Raw genomic sequence first — 14,320 nt, forward strand, 5'->3', positions numbered from 1 at the left:
GCCATGCAACAAGGCGCATCCATCCTGCAGGCCTTCGACACCCTGCAAACGCTGCAGGCCTGGTGGTGGCCCTTCTGCCGGATCATGGCGGTGTTCGCCCTGGCGCCGATCTTCAGCCACAAGGCGATCCCCATGCGCCTGCGCATCCTCCTCGGCCTGGCGCTGACCGTCGCCCTCGGCGCCGCGCTGCCGCGCCCGCCGGCCATCGACCCGCTGTCCGCCCAGGGCCTGCTGGTGGCGCTGGAGCAGATCGCCTTCGGCCTGATGCTGGGCCTGGCTCTGATGCTGGTGTTCACTGTGTTCACCGTGGTGGGCGACGTGATCTCCACCCAGCTCGGCCTGAGCATGGCGGTGTACAACGATCCCATGAACGGCGTGTCGTCGTCCTCGATCTTCTACCAGCTGTACTTCATCCTGCTGGTATTCCTGTTCCTCTCCATCGATGGGCACCTGCTGGTGGTGAGCATCCTCTACCAGAGTTTCATCTATTGGCCGGTGGGCAGCGGCCTGCATTACCTGGGGCTGGAATCGGTGGCCGGTAGCCTGGCCTGGGTATTCGCCGCCGCGGTACTGATCACCCTGCCGGTGGTGTTCTGCATGACCCTGGTGCAGTTCTGCTTCGGCCTGCTCAACCGCATCTCGCCGGCGCTGAACCTGTTCTCCCTGGGCTTTCCCATGGCGATCCTGGCGGGCCTTGCATGCATCTGGCTGACCCTGCCGGACATCCCCGAGAACTACCTGAAGCTCACCCGCCAACTGCTCGATGCTATCGGCGTGATCTTCCGCGAGGGGCGCCATGGCTGATCAGCACAGCGCCCAGGAAAAGACCGAAGAGGCCTCCCAGCAGAAGCTCAGGAAGAGCCGCGAGGATGGCCAGGTCAGCCGCTCCAAGGACCTCTCCACCACGCTCTCGCTGCTGGCTACGCTGATCGCCCTGAAGTTCTGCGTGGAGCATTTCTACGACGGCCTGAAGCAGGGCTTCGCGCTGTCCTTCATCGACCTGAGGAACAGCGAGATCGGCCTCGACGACCTGCCGCTGGTGCTCGGCCACCACCTGGTGCTGTTCATCACCACGCTGCTGCCGCTGCTGGTCACGCCGCTGCTGGTGGTGCTGTTCTCGATGATCCCCGGCGGCTGGATCTTCTCCAGCAAGAACTTCATGCCCAGGCTGTCCAAGCTCAACCCCATCACCGGGCTCGGACGCATCTTCTCGCTGCAGAACTGGACCGAGCAGGCCAAGTCGCTGCTGAAGATCGCCGTGCTGATCGCCGTCGCCCTCTACCAGCTGAACGGCGCCCTGCCCGGCCTGCTCGCCTTGCAACGCAGCGATGTACGCAGCGCCATCGCCACGGCCTTCGGCACCTTCTACGACATCACGCTTTCACTGCTGGTGGTGTTCATCCTGTTCTCGGTCATCGATATCCCCATCCAGTACTTCTTCTTCAAGAAGAAGCTGCGCATGACCAAGCAGGAGCGCAAGGAAGAACACAAGAACCAGGAAGGTCGCCCGGAAGTGAAGGCGCGCATCCGCCAGTTGCAGCGGCAATTGGTGCACCGGCAGATCAGCAAGACGATCAAGACCGCCGACGTGGTGATAGTGAACCCGGTGCACTTCGCCGTAGCGCTGCGCTATGACCCGAAGAAGGCCCAGGCGCCCTACGTGGTCGCCAAGGGCCTCGACGAGACCGCGCTGTACATCCGCAAGATGGCCAAGGCCCATGACCTGGAAGTGCTCGAACTGCCGCCGCTGGCCCGTGCGATCTACACCACCACTCAGGTGAACCAGCAGATTCCGGCGCAGCTGTACAAGGCCGTCGCCCACGTCCTGACCTACATCCTCCAGCTCAAGGCCTGGCGCTCCGGGCGCCGTGAACGCCCGGAGCTGATCCAGAACGTCCCCATTCCCGAAGAACTGCTGAACAGAGTCTGACCATGCGCCTACTGCAGTCACTATTGCCGACCTTCCAGAGCGGCCGCATCGGCATCCCGCTGATCATCCTGTCGATCCTCTCGATGATCATCCTGCCGCTGCCGCCGCTGGTGCTGGACGCCCTGTTCACCTTCAACATAGTGGTCGCCATCCTGGTGCTGCTGGTCAGCGTGTCGTCGAAGAGCCCGCTGGATTTCTCGCTGCTGCCCACAGTGATCCTGGTCACCACGCTGCTGCGCCTGACCCTCAACGTCGCTTCCACCCGCGTGGTGCTGCTCGACGGCCACACCGGCACGGGCGCGGCGGGCAAGGTGATCGAGGCCTTCGGCCACGTGGTGATCGGCGGCAACTTCATCGTCGGCCTGATCGTCTTCGTGATCCTGATGATCATCAACTTCATGGTCATCACCAAGGGCGGCGAGCGTATCTCCGAGGTCACCGCGCGCTTCACCCTGGACGCCCTGCCCGGCAAGCAGATGGCCATCGACGCCGATCTCAACGCCGGCCTGATCGACCAGAACGAAGCCAAGCGCCGCCGTTCGGAAGTGGCCAAGGAGGCCGACTTCTACGGCGCCATGGACGGTGCCTCGAAGTTCGTCCGCGGCGATGCCATTGCCGGCATCCTGATCCTGCTGATCAACCTGTTCGGCGGCCTGGCCATCGGCGTGTTCGTCTACGACCTGCCGGCCGGCGCAGCCTTCCAGCGCTACGCCCTGCTGACCATCGGCGACGGCCTGGTGGCGCAGATTCCGGCGCTGCTGCTGTCCACCGCGGCGGCGATCATCGTCACGCGGGTCAACGAGTCGGCGGAAATCACCAGCCTGGTGCGCCGGCAGATGCTCGCCTCGCCGTCGCTGCTCTACACCGTCGCCGGCATCCTCGTGGTGCTCGGCCTGGTGCCGGGCATGCCGCACACCGCCTTCTTCGCCTTCGCCGCACTAGTGGCGTTCATCGCCTGGCGCCTGTCGCTGGCCGGCCCGCCCATCGAGGCGCAGACGCTGGAGCAGACCCAGGCCCTGACGCACGCAATGGACCAGGAAAAGGCGCAGCAGCTGGCCTGGGAAGACATCCCGCTGGTGGAGCGGCTGTCGATCTCGCTGGGCTACAAGCTGGTCAGCCTGGTCAACGAGGCCAGCGGCGCGCCGCTGCCACAACGGATTCGCGGCGTGCGCCAGACCCTCTCGGAGAACCTCGGCTTCCTCCTGCCGGAAGTGCAGATCCGCGACAGCCTGCGCCTGAAGGCCTCGCAGTACGCCATCCACATAAACGGCGAGCGCATCGACGGCGCGGAAATCCACGCCGACCGGCTGATGGCGATTCCCTCGCCGGAGCTGTACGGCGAGATCGACGGCATCCTCGGCGTCGACCCGGCGTACCGCATGCAGGTGGTGTGGATTCTCCCGGCCGACAAGTCCCGCGCGCTGAACCTGGGCTACCAGGTGATCGACTGCGCCAGCGTGGTCGCCACGCATCTGAACAAGGTGGTGCGCGAGCACCTGCCGGACATCTTCAAGCACGACGACGTCGAACACCTGATGCAGCGCCTGACCCTGCAGGCGCCCAAGCTCGCCGAATCGCTGAAGGCGCAGCTCACTTATTCACAGCAGCACCGCGTATTCCGCCAGCTGCTGCAGGAAGAAGTGCCGCTCAAGGACATCGTCACCATCGCCAGCGCCCTGCTCGAAGGCAGCGAGACCACCAAGGACCCGGTGCTGCTGGCCTCCGATGTGCGCTACGCGCTGCGCCGCAGCATCGTTTCCTCGATTGCCGGCGACCGCCCGGAGCTGACCGTGTTCGTCCTGGAGAACGCCCTGGAGAACACCCTTCTCGGCGCCCTGAGCATTGCCCAGCAGGCCGGTCCGGTGAGCCTGGACAACATCCCGGTGGAGCCCAGCCTGCTCAACCAGCTGCAGCACAGCATGCCGGTGGTGAAGGAAAAACTGCGCAAGGAAGGCCACCCGCCGATCCTCACCGTGATGCCGCAACTGCGACCGCTGCTGGCGCGTTATGCGCGGGTGTTCAGCCCGGGGCTGCACGTGCTGTCGCAGAACGAGATTCCGGAGCGGGTGGGGGTGCAGATATTGGGGACGCTGGGGTAAGCGAGTGCCGGTAAATTCGGGGGTTGGGCGTTACCCTCTCCCCCCGCCCTCTCCCTGAAGGGAGAGGGAGCTGTCCCGAGTGAGTTGGAAGTTCAGCGCTCGCCGGCTACCACCGTGGTTGCAGCGAACGCCGAACGACCCCCTCTCCCTTCAGGGAGAGGGCTGGGGAGAGGGTGCATCAGACTGCACCCAGGCCAACCCCCTCACGACAACCGCGCCCTCCCCAACAGGCTGCGGTTGAAACTCACCGACATCGACGTCACCAGCTCGGTAAACGCCGCACTCGGCCGATCCAGCTTGAACCCCTGTTCGAAGCGCGCGTTCTTGGCATCCTTCTTCGACCACTGGCAGATCGCCGTGATATCCACCGAACGGGTGTGATCCTCGCGCACCGGTATCTCCAGGCGCATGTCGTAGCAGCTGCCCGGCGCCAGCGGCTCCTCCGTCACCAGCCGCAGCCCACCCATCGAGACATCGAGTACCGTCCCCATGGAATCGCCACTCAGGCGGTTGGTCACGTTGATCTGGCCGATGTGGCGGAAGGTCAATCGACGGTGCTTGCGCATGCTGGCCTCTTGTTGGGAGCGGGGTCTGGGACGGACGGGGAAGAAAAACGCGCGCGCATCCTAGCAGCGGCCCCATCTCAAACGCTCTCAAAAGCTATCAAATGGCCAGCACACGGCGCGCGATCGCACCTCCTTCCATCGCCCGGCACCCTGCTGCAACGGCGCAGCGGCTAATCTGCGGCGATGTGCTGCGCGCTTGCGCAGAATGCTGCGTTTTTGCATACACCCTTGCTGCACCACCCCGGCGGGTGGGCGTTTCAGGCTGGCACGCTACGTGCGTTCCCCTCCTGCGGGCTGCGAGATGGCTCGGGCGCCGTGTTGGGAATTTGCATTGGAGATCTGCCTTGGAGGGAGAAATGGACCCGCTAAAACTGCTGCTGGACAGAGGCTTGTTGCTGTCCGACAGCCTGACGTCCCAGGGACGCTTCATCGAAGTCTCCGCCGAGCAGACCGACCAGCTCGGGTACCCGCCGGGCTCGCTGGACGGCCAGGGTGCCGAACTGATCTACACCGCCGACTCGCTGAACGCGCTGATGCAGCTGTTTGCCAACCCGCCGGCCGATGAACGCGTGCAGGACCTCGAGTTGACCCTGATCCGCCACAACGGCGGCCTGCTGCCGGTGCTCGCCAGCGGCGTGCTGCAATGGCGCGACGGCGAGCCGGCGCGCCTGCACCTGGTGAAGATGCCGCTGGGGCCGGTCAGTCGCCGCCTGGGCGAGCTGCAGAGCGCCAATGAAGTGATGAGCCAAATGCTCTTCAGCGCGCGGGTGGCCTACTGGTGCATCGAGTTCGCCGAGTCGGTGGATGTGCGCGAGACACCGGACGAGATCGTCCGCCAGGTGTTCGAAAACCGCTCCTACTGGCGCATGTGCAACCGCGCCATGGCCAACATCTACGAAATGCCCGCCGACGTCGACTTCAGCGAACAGCCGGTGCGCCTGTACTGGCCGCGCAGCCCGGCCAACGAGGAATTCGTGCGGCGGCTGATCGAGGCGGAATTCCACGTCGATGGTGCACTGTCGGTGGACCGCCGCCACGACGGCTCGCCGGCCTACGTGGAGAACGACGTGCGCGCCAGCATCCATAACGGCCGCCTGCTGCGCATGTGGGGCAGCCTGCGCGACGTCAGCCAGGAATTGCGCATGCAGCACGACGCCGAGCAGCGTATCGAAGCGCTGCGCCGGGTATTCGACGCGGTGCCCGACGCGGTGCTGGTGATCGACGAAGCGGCCCAGCCGCAATGGCGCAACGCGGCCTTCGAGCAGACCTTCGGCATCACCCGCGCCGCCGGCCTGGCTTCGACCCTGAACCGCATGCCGCTGCCCGAGCGCACCTGGCAGGTGCTCGACCTGCCGGACCAGTTCGGCAACTACCAGTCCTTCAACAGCCACTGCTCGCGCATCCTCATCCGCGAGGGCGTAGCCTGGCGCGTCTTCGTGCTGCGCTTGGCGAACAAGGCGACGGAGCTACATCCATGAGCAAAGAAGCATGAGCGAAGATGGCTTCTTCGCGCCGCTGCGCATGGGCATGCGTTCGTCGGTCAGCGCGTCCGGGGAGATGCTCTCGGCGTTGCTGGAAACCCCGGCGCTGCACGCTCTGCTGGACAGCTTCAGCGAGGCGCTGATCGTCTGCGACGGCGACTCGCGGGTGCGCTTCATCAACCTCGCGGCGGAGCGGGTCAACCGCGTGACACGCGTCGATGTGCTGGGCCTGCCCGAGGTGGACTTCTTCCAGCGCTCGGCGCTGCAGTTCGACGATTTCCAGCAGGCCCTGCGGCGCGGCGGCAAGAGTGCACTGACTCGCTCGCGCGATGGCCGGGTGTTCCTCACCCGCGCCCAGGCGGTCCCCACCAGCGCCTACGAGAAGCCCTACAGCCTGCTGATCCAGCGCGAGTACGAACCGGGCACCGCCGGCAGCCTGCGCAGCCCCTCCGGGCGCGCCTCGACCACCGACCTGCAAGGCCTGGGCGATCCGCAGGACAACGCGCTGCACATGTCGCCGCTGCTGTCCTCCATCGCCGACATGGGCGTGCGCGCGTTCCGTCGCCGCGCGCGCCTGCTGTTGCTGGGCGAGCCCGGCGTAGGCAAGACCGCCATTGCCCGGCACATCCACCGCGCCGCCGGCTGGGGCGACCGGCCCTTCATCGACGTGAACTGCGCGAGCATCCCGGAAACCCTGTTCGAGTCGGAGATGTTCGGCTACGAGCGCGGCGCCTTTACCGGTGCGTTGCAGTCGGGCAAGCGCGGCTACATCGAGAGCGCCTCGGGCGGCACGCTGTTCCTCGACGAGATAGGTGAGATCCCGCTGCAGGTGCAGGCCAAGCTGCTCAAGTTCCTGGAAGACGGCACCATCCAGCCGGTGGGTTCGCCGTTGTCCAAGCAGGTGCAGGTGCAGGTGATCGCCGCCACCAACAAGGACCTCCGCGCCCAGGTCGCGGCAGGTGAATTCCGCGCCGATCTCTACTACCGCCTGGCCGTGCTGCCGGTGGAAATCCCACCGCTGCGCGCCCACCGCGACGACCTGCCGGTGCTGATGGACATTCTCCTGGCGCGGATCAACCGAGACCGCCAGCCGCCGCTGCGGTTGTCCTCGGCATGCCGCGAACGCCTGCTGGGCTATGACTACCCCGGCAACATCCGTGAGCTGGTGAACATCTTCGAACGCCTGGCGGTGCTGGCCGACGATGTCGCCGATGAACTGCACCTGCCGCCGGAGCTGCTCGGCGCGCCGCCGGCCGGCAGCCCCCTCGCCGCCGCCGAACCGGTCGCGGCCATCGACGACCAGCCGCTCAAGGCCCAGGTGCAGCGTTACGAGCGCCAGGTCATCCTGCGCGCGGTGCGCCTGTGCGGCAGCAAGCGCAAGGCGGCGATCCACCTGGGCATCGACGTCGGCACGCTGATTCGCAAGTTGCAGCGGGACGATTGACGGTCCTCCGCTCCCGTAGGATGGGTGGAGCGGAGCGATACCCATGCTGTGTACGCACCGAATCGATGGGTATCGCTGCGCTCCACACCATCCTACGGTTGTGCCTCCGTGCGAATCCGCACACCTATCATTCAACGCCTGCGCGGGACCAGCCGGTCATGCGGCTTTACCACGCCCGACAGAAATCCCCCTGCGACAATCCACCGCTGCAAGCCTGCCTACAGGCGTTGTCATTTCTGCTTACACCTGTGTTGCCGAAAATTTTATTTTTCCTTTAATTTCAATAAGTTAACTATTTGGCACAGTCTGTGCCCTGTCTCCTGTCGACCCGTGACCGTGCACGGGTCCTCGAATCGCGCTGGCGTTCTGAAAACAGAGAACCGGCAGTTCTGGAGGCACAAGAATAATGCTCATCACAGGTATCAAGAGCCGGCCGGTCTACGACCAGTTGCGCCCGCTCGCCGGCGGCAACCACCACATCATCGCCGGTCAGGGCAGCGGCGGCGGCGCCATGCTCCGCCTGCTCGCCGAGATGCCGCGCAGCGCGCCGATCCGCGTGCTGTATTCCAGCGAGTCCTTCTCCGGTCAGGACCACCTCGCCGCACTGCGCGACCTCACCGATGTGGAACTTTCGATCTACCCGAGCAACCGCGCGCTGGTCGACGACCTGCACGCCCTGCTCGGCCAGTCGCGCATGGGTACCCGTCTGTATCTGGCGGGCTCGGAGAGCTTCATCGGCACCGCCATGCAGGCCGCCGACGCGATCAACCTGAACAAGGATGAAGTGCTGCGCGAACACGCCGGCTCCTTCGTCCGCCGCGTGTGGTGCGTGCACTGCGACGGCTACACCGAGAACGTCACCCAGCGCGTCTTCGACTGCCCGCACTGCGCCCGCACCCTGGTGGTCCGCGACCACTACTCCCGCCGCCTCGCCGCCTTCCAGGCGGTCAAGGCCGACGCCGAAGTCCCCGGCGAGCTGCCGGAAGCCGAGGAGCTCGATACATGAGCCAGTCCAACGGAACCCTCAACGTCCGAGTCACCCGCATCGAGCAGGTGACGCCGGAGATCAAGCGCTTCACCCTGGCTTCCACCGACGGCGCGCACCTGACGCCGTTCTCCGGCGGCAGCAACGTCGTGGTGCTGATGGCCCACGCCAGCGGCACCTACCGCAACGCCTACTCGCTAATGAGTTCGCCCTACGACGCCAGCGCCTACCAGATTGCCGTGCGCCGCGTGGAAGAAGGCCGGGGTGGCTCCAGGCACATGCATGACGTGGTGAAGGAAGGCGACGAGCTGGAAATCCTCCGCCCGGTGAACCTGTTCCCGCTGAGCAAGCATGCGCGCCTGCACCTGTTCATCGCCGGCGGCGTGGGCATCACCCCGGTGTGCTCGCAACTGGCCGAATTGCGCCTGCGCGGCACGCCCTTCGAAGTGCACCTGGCCGTGCGCGGCGACGCCCATGCGCGTCTGGGTGAAGAACTGCTGCGCGAGTATGGCGACGCCGTGCACCTGTACCGCGACGACCGCGGCGAACGCCTGGACATTTCCGCCGTGCTGGCCGACCGGCCGCTGGGCAGCGACGTCTACGTCTGCGGCCCCGAGGGCATGATCCAGGGCACGATCGACGCCGCCCGCGCCCACGGCTGGACCGACAGCCATATCCACTATGAACGCTTCCTCGAACAGGGCAGCGTCGGCGAGGCGTTCCAGGTCACGCTGGCGCGCAGCGGCGCGACCATCGATGTGTCGCCCGACCAGAGCCTGCTGGAGGCCGCCGAGGCCGCCGGCCACGAAATCCCGTACCTGTGCCGCGGCGGCGCCTGCGGCATGTGCGAGACCAATGTCCTCGAACTGGACGGCGAGATCCTCCACACCGACGACTGGCTGTCCGACGAGGACAAGGCCGCCAACAAGAAAATCATGCCCTGCGTATCGCGTGCCAAGTGCTCGCGGCTGGTCATTGACTGCTGAGCCGGAGAACGACCATGACCATCCAATTCCGCCCCGACGAAACCTACCGCGACGACTACACCTACGCCAACAGCCAGGCCTGCATCGACCGCGCGCCCTGGCCCTTCCCGGACGACGAGTACATGTACTCGATGAACCTGGAGCCGCATGTCTCGGTGGGCAACGACGCCTTCCGCGCGGTGTTCGACATCGACGAGCACTACATCAGCGAGTGCCGCGACCGTGCGATCACCCTGGAGAAGGACCCGGGCATGCACTACGTCTCCGCGCCGCACATGATGGAGGCGCAGTGGGACCTGCTCGAACTGATCATGGAGGCCTATGCCAAGGACTACCCGGAATACTTCTCCCTGGAGAAGGACGGCACCCGCTGGCACTGGACCAACAAGCTGCTCAACATCGACGACACCTTCACCTTCGGCGATCCATCGACCCTGCCCTACGAGCCGATGGAGTACGTCACCCGCCAGGCCCAGGGCGACTGGGTCCTGCAGGAAGAGCGCGACGGCACCCTGTACTGGGGCGCGGGCATCGCCACCCAGCGCGCCGACTATTCGCTGCGCTTCAACCTCGGTATGGCCTGGCACGAGTTCCACGGCCCGGTGCCGCTGGTGAAGGAAACCGGCATGCTCGACCGCGCGCTGAAGTTCCTCCTGCGCCTGCGCAACGGCCACCCGGTGCGCCGCCTGAACTGGTCGCTGACCGTCAACCCGCGCCTGGACGTGTCCGCCGAGTCCCTGCCCGAGTGGGCGCCGGACCGCACCACGGTGACCGCGGAGAACGCCGGGAAAAAGGTCTACTTGCGCATCGAACTGCAACCGCTGCACCGTCTGCCGCGCAGCAACGCCATCGTGTTCCCGATCCGCACCTACCTGCTGAGCCTGGAAGACATCGCCACCAACCCGGCGTGGGCCAAGCGCATGCACCGCGTGCTCAAGTCCCTCGACCAGCAGCTCGTCGACTACAAGGGCTTCACCCGCTACCACCCGCAAGCGGTGGAGTGGCTCTCGCAGTTCGACGACGGCCAATGACCGTCGCTCTGCATACCTAGAAAACCAACCCGAAAAGGGAACCGGCGGGCGTCGTGAGGCCCGCCGGACGATTGCCTTCTGCCCATCAACCCCCTGAGAGGAAACAACGATGAGTGGGTCCCCTGCCAAGCGTGCCGCTGGCGTTACCGATCAAGATGCCGAGCAGCTCGCTGCCCTCGGCTACAGCTCCAATTTCGAACGCAGCATGGGCCTGTGGGAGAACTTCTCCCTGGGCTTCACCTACCTGTCGCCGGTCGTCGGCGTCTACACCCTGTTCGGCCTGTGCCTGGCCGCGGGTGGTCCGCCGATGTTCTGGACCTACCTGCTGATCGGCCTGGGCCAGCTGCTGGTGTGCCTGGTGTTCTGCGAAGTGGTCTCGCAATTCCCCATCTCCGGGGGCGTATACCCCTGGGCGCGTCGCCTGGTAGGCAAGCGCTGGGCGTGGATGGTCGGCTGGGTGTATGCCTGGGCGCTGTGTACCTCCATTGCCGGCATCGCCGTGGGCGCCAGCCCGTACATGGCCGCCATGCTCGGTTTCGAGATGCACGGCAACGCCGCCATCGGCATCGCCCTGGGCCTGATCGCCCTGTCCACCGTGCTCAATCTCAGCGGCACCAAGCTGCTCGCCCGCGTCGCCATGTTCGGCTTCATCTGCGAGCTGGGCGGTGCGCTTCTGGTGGGCGGCTACCTGCTGATCTTCGAGCGTCACAACGACTTCAGCGTGCTGTTCAACACCTTCGACATCAAGGTCGACGGCAGCTACTGGCCGGCCTTCCTCGCCGCGTCGCTGGCGGGGCTGTTCCAGTACTACGGCTTCGAGGCCTGCGGTGACGTCGCCGAGGAAACTCCCAACCCCGGCAGGATGATCCCCAAGACCATGCGCATGACCATCTACATCGGTGGTGCAGCGGCGATGTTCGCCTGCCTGGCGCTGATCCTCTCGGTCCCGGACATCCAGCGTGTGATCAACGGCGAAGACACCGACCCGGTGACCACCATCCTCGCCAACGCCTTCGGCCCGGTGGGTTCGAAGCTGGTGATGGCGGTGGTGATGGTGTCGTTCGTGTCCTGCGTGCTGAGCCTGCAGGCCGCTGCCAGCCGCCTGCTGTTCGCCTATGCCCGCGACGAGATGATCGTCGGCAGCAAGGCCCTGTCGAAGCTCAACAGCAACCACGTACCGGCGGTCGCGCTGATGGTGGCAGGCGTGATGCCGGCAGCCATCGTCTGCCTGGGTCTGTTCATGGCCGATGCCGTGGCCACCATTGTCGGCTTTGCCGCGATCGGCATCTACATCGCGTTCCAGCTGATCGTCGTCGCCGCACTGATCGCCCGCGCCAAGGGCTGGGCACCGGGCGGCCAGTTCAGCCTGGGCAAATGGGGCGTACCGGTGAACGTCGCAGCGCTGATCTATGGCGTGGCAGCGATCACCAACATGGTCTGGCCGCGCACCCCGGACGCGCCCTGGTACATGAACTACTCGATGATCCTCACCACGGCGATCGTGCTTGGCGCCGGCCTGCTCTACATGCTGCTGGCCAAGCCCTACGACAAGGGCACTGCACCAGCGGGCGACGCCCACCGGATCTCCCGCCGCCAATCATCCGTGCGCGCAACTGGCGCGCTCACCGAACCGGCTTGATCGCAACGTTGACGCAATTCGGGCCATACGCCTGAGGGGCTGCGTCTGGAGCGCCACCTTTCCCCGGTGACGCTCCCCTGCGTTTGCGCGACGGACCGCCTTCTCCCGAGGGTTGGTCCGTTTTTTTATACCCGGCGCATGGTTTTTTGTAGGAGCGGACTCCGTCCGCGATATGCCATCGGCCAGCTCGGAGTGGCCGGGAATCGATCGCGGACGGAGTCCGCTCCTACGCAAAGGCTGCTATCGCGCAATCCACAGCAGGCACAGCGACAGGGTCACCAGCGAACCGAGGGTGGACAGCAGAATGCTCCGCGACACCACCGCCGCCTCGCGCTGGTAGTACTCCGCGAGCATGAACGGCCCGGTGCCGGTGGGCAGCGCGCTGAGCAGCAGCGCCGAATCGGCCCACAGCGGCGGCAGGTCGAAGACCTGGTAGGCGAGGAAACCGGTGAGCAGCGGCTGGCCGATCAGCTTGATCGCCACCAGCGGCCAGGCGCCAACCTGCTCGCCTCGCACTTCCTGCTTCTGCGCCAGGAACAAGCCGAGCGATACCAGAGCACAGGGCGTCGTCGCGGCGGCGAGCATGTCGAGGAAATGCAGCAGCGGCGCTGGAATACCGATGCCGGTCACCGCCCACAGCCCGCCAATGATCGGCGATACCACCAGCGGGTTCTTGCCCAGTGCCTTGGTCACCACCCACACGGCGCGGCCGATGTGCTTCTCCTCCTGCAGGCCGACCTCGATGCACACCACCGAGATGGCGAACAGCACGCAGACCACCAGCAACGAGGCGATCAGCGCCGGCTCCAGGCCGTCCTGACCGAACACCAGCAGGCACAGCGGGATGCCCATGTAGCCGGTGTTGGCGTAGGACGCGCTCAGCCCGTCGATGCTCGCCGCCGGCAACGGGCGGCCCTGCAGCAGGCGCCAGATCAGCGTGGCGAAGAACACCAGCAGACAACCGCCGGTGAAGGCCGCGAGGAAGCCCGGTTGCCAGATTTCCGCCCAGGTCGCGGTGGCGGTGACCTTGAACAGCAGCGCCGGCAGGCACAGCCAGACCACCAGCTTGTTCACCTCCGAAGCGGCTTGCGGGCCGAGGCGGTTGGTTCGCCGACACAGCCAGCCGACGAGGATCAAGGCGAAGATCGGCAGGACGACGGCGAACACGGTGTGCATGGCAGGGAACCTGGAGAACGGGAGCGGCAGGCGAGCATAGGGTTGCCAATCGATACCGTCCAATGCTTACTAAGGCGCCCATCCATACCCTTTCCGTATCAATGATCGACTTCCGCCAGCTGCGCTACTTCCTCGCCCTTACCGAGCACCTGCACTTCGGCCGTGCCGCCGAGGCGCTGCATATCACCCAGCCGCCCCTGAGCCGGCAGATTGCCGCGCTGGAGGAAGAACTGGGCACGCCGCTGTTCGCCCGACATTCCCGCTCGGTGGAACTGACCGCCGCCGGCCGCGATTTCCAGCAGCACGCCCGCGCGCTGCTCGCCGGCCTCGACCTCGCCGTGCGTTCGGCCCGTGCCACGGCGCGTGGAGAACGTGGCGAGCTGCGCATCGGCTTCACCATGCTTGCCGCTTGGACTCTGCTGCCACGCTTGCTGAAAACCTTCGCCGACGGCCATCCCGAGGTGAAGCTGGTACTCAACGAAGTGCTGCCGCGCGACCTCGGCCTGGCGCTGGATAACGGCGAGGTCGACGTCGCCCTGACCTTCCCCGAACGCGAGCCGGGCCAGCGGCTCTACCGCACGCTGCAGCGCGAGCCACTGTGCGCGGTGCTGCCGGCGGATCATCCGCTGGCGCAGACCGCCGAACTGGACGTGGCGAAGCTGGCCGGCGAGCCCTTCATCACTTTCCCGCCCGCCACGGCGCCGGCGCTGCACGAGTCGGTAATGGACTGCTGTCGCCAGCATGGATTCACCCCGTCAGTGCGCATGGAAACGCACCTGCAGCAGACCATCGTCAACCTTGTGGCCGAGGGGCTGGGCGTGTCCCTGGTGCCCGACTCGATGCGGCGCATGCAACTGCCCGGCGTGGCCTTCCGCGCCATCGCGGACTCGCCACAGGTGGAGTACGGCGCGGCGTGGAGCCCGCACAACGACAACCCGTGCCTGGCGGCATTTCTGCGCAGCGTGGGGGCGGTCGAAGCCTGA

General features: G+C 65.9%; 12 protein-coding genes. 10 read left to right on the forward strand and 2 right to left on the reverse strand.

Annotated features, from left to right (window positions below):
• The first annotated feature begins 3 nt into the window (after positions 1 to 3).
• Genes fliR through G4G71_RS01630 form a run of 3 tightly spaced genes read left to right on the forward strand, consistent with a single transcriptional unit; the run spans position 4 to position 4,029 of the window.
• The gene (gene fliR / locus G4G71_RS01620; RefSeq protein WP_169935145.1) at positions 4 to 804 is read left to right on the forward strand and encodes a flagellar biosynthetic protein FliR; all 801 of its coding nucleotides are present in this window, start codon (positions 4 to 6) and stop codon (positions 802 to 804) included.
• Entirely contained in the window at positions 797 to 1,930 is a 1,134-nt protein-coding gene (gene flhB, locus G4G71_RS01625; RefSeq protein ID WP_169935146.1) for a flagellar biosynthesis protein FlhB, read from the forward strand. Before fliR ends, flhB begins: the two co-directional genes overlap by 8 nt.
• Positions 1,931 to 1,932: 2 nt before the next feature.
• Positions 1,933 to 4,029, forward strand: coding sequence for a flagellar biosynthesis protein FlhA (locus tag G4G71_RS01630; protein WP_045213356.1), 2,097 nt, complete (start codon positions 1,933 to 1,935; stop codon positions 4,027 to 4,029).
• A 203-nt stretch (positions 4,030 to 4,232) separates the two neighbouring features.
• Here the strand turns inward: G4G71_RS01630 and G4G71_RS01635 are convergent, their stop codons facing one another.
• A complete protein-coding gene (locus G4G71_RS01635) occupies positions 4,233 to 4,595 on the reverse strand; it encodes a PilZ domain-containing protein (protein ID WP_054909495.1) in 363 nt (120 codons plus the stop codon).
• Between the two features lie 356 nt (positions 4,596 to 4,951).
• On the opposite strand from G4G71_RS01635, the gene G4G71_RS01640 reads away from it, so the two are divergent.
• The 6 genes from G4G71_RS01640 to G4G71_RS01665 all read left to right on the forward strand — a co-directional run bounded on the left by G4G71_RS01640 (position 4,952) and on the right by G4G71_RS01665 (position 12,161).
• The gene (locus G4G71_RS01640) at positions 4,952 to 6,073 is read left to right on the forward strand and encodes a PAS domain-containing protein (protein WP_169935147.1); all 1,122 of its coding nucleotides are present in this window, start codon (positions 4,952 to 4,954) and stop codon (positions 6,071 to 6,073) included.
• A gap of 10 nt (positions 6,074 to 6,083) precedes the next feature.
• Positions 6,084 to 7,520 carry a sigma-54 interaction domain-containing protein gene (locus G4G71_RS01645; protein ID WP_169935148.1) on the forward strand — a complete coding sequence of 479 codons (1,437 nt, stop codon included), beginning with the start codon at positions 6,084 to 6,086 and terminating at the stop codon, positions 7,518 to 7,520.
• Between the two features lie 406 nt (positions 7,521 to 7,926).
• Positions 7,927 to 8,526, forward strand: a complete 600-nt coding sequence (locus G4G71_RS01650; protein WP_169935149.1) for a dimethylamine monooxygenase subunit DmmA family protein — start codon at positions 7,927 to 7,929, stop codon at positions 8,524 to 8,526.
• The gene (locus G4G71_RS01655; RefSeq protein WP_169935150.1) at positions 8,523 to 9,491 is read left to right on the forward strand and encodes a PDR/VanB family oxidoreductase; all 969 of its coding nucleotides are present in this window, start codon (positions 8,523 to 8,525) and stop codon (positions 9,489 to 9,491) included. Before G4G71_RS01650 ends, G4G71_RS01655 begins: the two co-directional genes overlap by 4 nt.
• Positions 9,492 to 9,505: 14 nt before the next feature.
• Positions 9,506 to 10,522 (forward strand): heme-dependent oxidative N-demethylase family protein, encoded by a 1,017-nt coding sequence (locus G4G71_RS01660; RefSeq protein WP_169935151.1) that lies wholly within the window; start codon positions 9,506 to 9,508, stop codon positions 10,520 to 10,522.
• Positions 10,523 to 10,631: 109 nt separating this feature from the next.
• Positions 10,632 to 12,161 carry an APC family permease gene (locus G4G71_RS01665; protein ID WP_169935152.1) on the forward strand — a complete coding sequence of 510 codons (1,530 nt, stop codon included), beginning with the start codon at positions 10,632 to 10,634 and terminating at the stop codon, positions 12,159 to 12,161.
• Positions 12,162 to 12,401: 240 nt separating this feature from the next.
• Here the strand turns inward: G4G71_RS01665 and G4G71_RS01670 are convergent, their stop codons facing one another.
• Complete coding sequence (locus tag G4G71_RS01670; protein WP_169935153.1) at positions 12,402 to 13,337, reverse strand: AEC family transporter; 936 nt, start codon at positions 13,335 to 13,337, stop codon at positions 12,402 to 12,404.
• A gap of 62 nt (positions 13,338 to 13,399) precedes the next feature.
• On the opposite strand from G4G71_RS01670, the gene G4G71_RS01675 reads away from it, so the two are divergent.
• Positions 13,400 to 14,320, forward strand: a complete 921-nt coding sequence (locus tag G4G71_RS01675; RefSeq protein WP_240964863.1) for a LysR substrate-binding domain-containing protein — start codon at positions 13,400 to 13,402, stop codon at positions 14,318 to 14,320.

It is taken from the genome of Pseudomonas multiresinivorans (assembly GCF_012971725.1).
Lineage (GTDB): Bacteria > Pseudomonadota > Gammaproteobacteria > Pseudomonadales > Pseudomonadaceae > Pseudomonas > Pseudomonas multiresinivorans.

What these genes read in the sequence shown, in the direction of transcription:
- G4G71_RS01645 (WP_169935148.1), top strand. Translation starts at nt 6,084, where the DNA reads ATGAGCGAAGATGGCTTCTTCGCGCCGCTGCGCATGGGCATGCGTTCG.
- flhB (WP_169935146.1), top strand. Translation starts at nt 797, where the DNA reads ATGGCTGATCAGCACAGCGCCCAGGAAAAGACCGAAGAGGCCTCCCAG.
- G4G71_RS01635 (WP_054909495.1), bottom strand. Translation starts at nt 4,595, where the DNA reads ATGCGCAAGCACCGTCGATTGACCTTCCGCCACATCGGCCAGATCAAC.
- G4G71_RS01660 (WP_169935151.1), top strand. Translation starts at nt 9,506, where the DNA reads ATGACCATCCAATTCCGCCCCGACGAAACCTACCGCGACGACTACACC.
- fliR (WP_169935145.1), top strand. Translation starts at nt 4, where the DNA reads ATGCAACAAGGCGCATCCATCCTGCAGGCCTTCGACACCCTGCAAACG.
- G4G71_RS01650 (WP_169935149.1), top strand. Translation starts at nt 7,927, where the DNA reads ATGCTCATCACAGGTATCAAGAGCCGGCCGGTCTACGACCAGTTGCGC.
- G4G71_RS01670 (WP_169935153.1), bottom strand. Translation starts at nt 13,337, where the DNA reads ATGCACACCGTGTTCGCCGTCGTCCTGCCGATCTTCGCCTTGATCCTC.
- G4G71_RS01630 (WP_045213356.1), top strand. Translation starts at nt 1,933, where the DNA reads ATGCGCCTACTGCAGTCACTATTGCCGACCTTCCAGAGCGGCCGCATC.
- G4G71_RS01675 (WP_240964863.1), top strand. Translation starts at nt 13,400, where the DNA reads ATGCTTACTAAGGCGCCCATCCATACCCTTTCCGTATCAATGATCGAC.
- G4G71_RS01655 (WP_169935150.1), top strand. Translation starts at nt 8,523, where the DNA reads ATGAGCCAGTCCAACGGAACCCTCAACGTCCGAGTCACCCGCATCGAG.
- G4G71_RS01665 (WP_169935152.1), top strand. Translation starts at nt 10,632, where the DNA reads ATGAGTGGGTCCCCTGCCAAGCGTGCCGCTGGCGTTACCGATCAAGAT.
- G4G71_RS01640 (WP_169935147.1), top strand. Translation starts at nt 4,952, where the DNA reads ATGGACCCGCTAAAACTGCTGCTGGACAGAGGCTTGTTGCTGTCCGAC.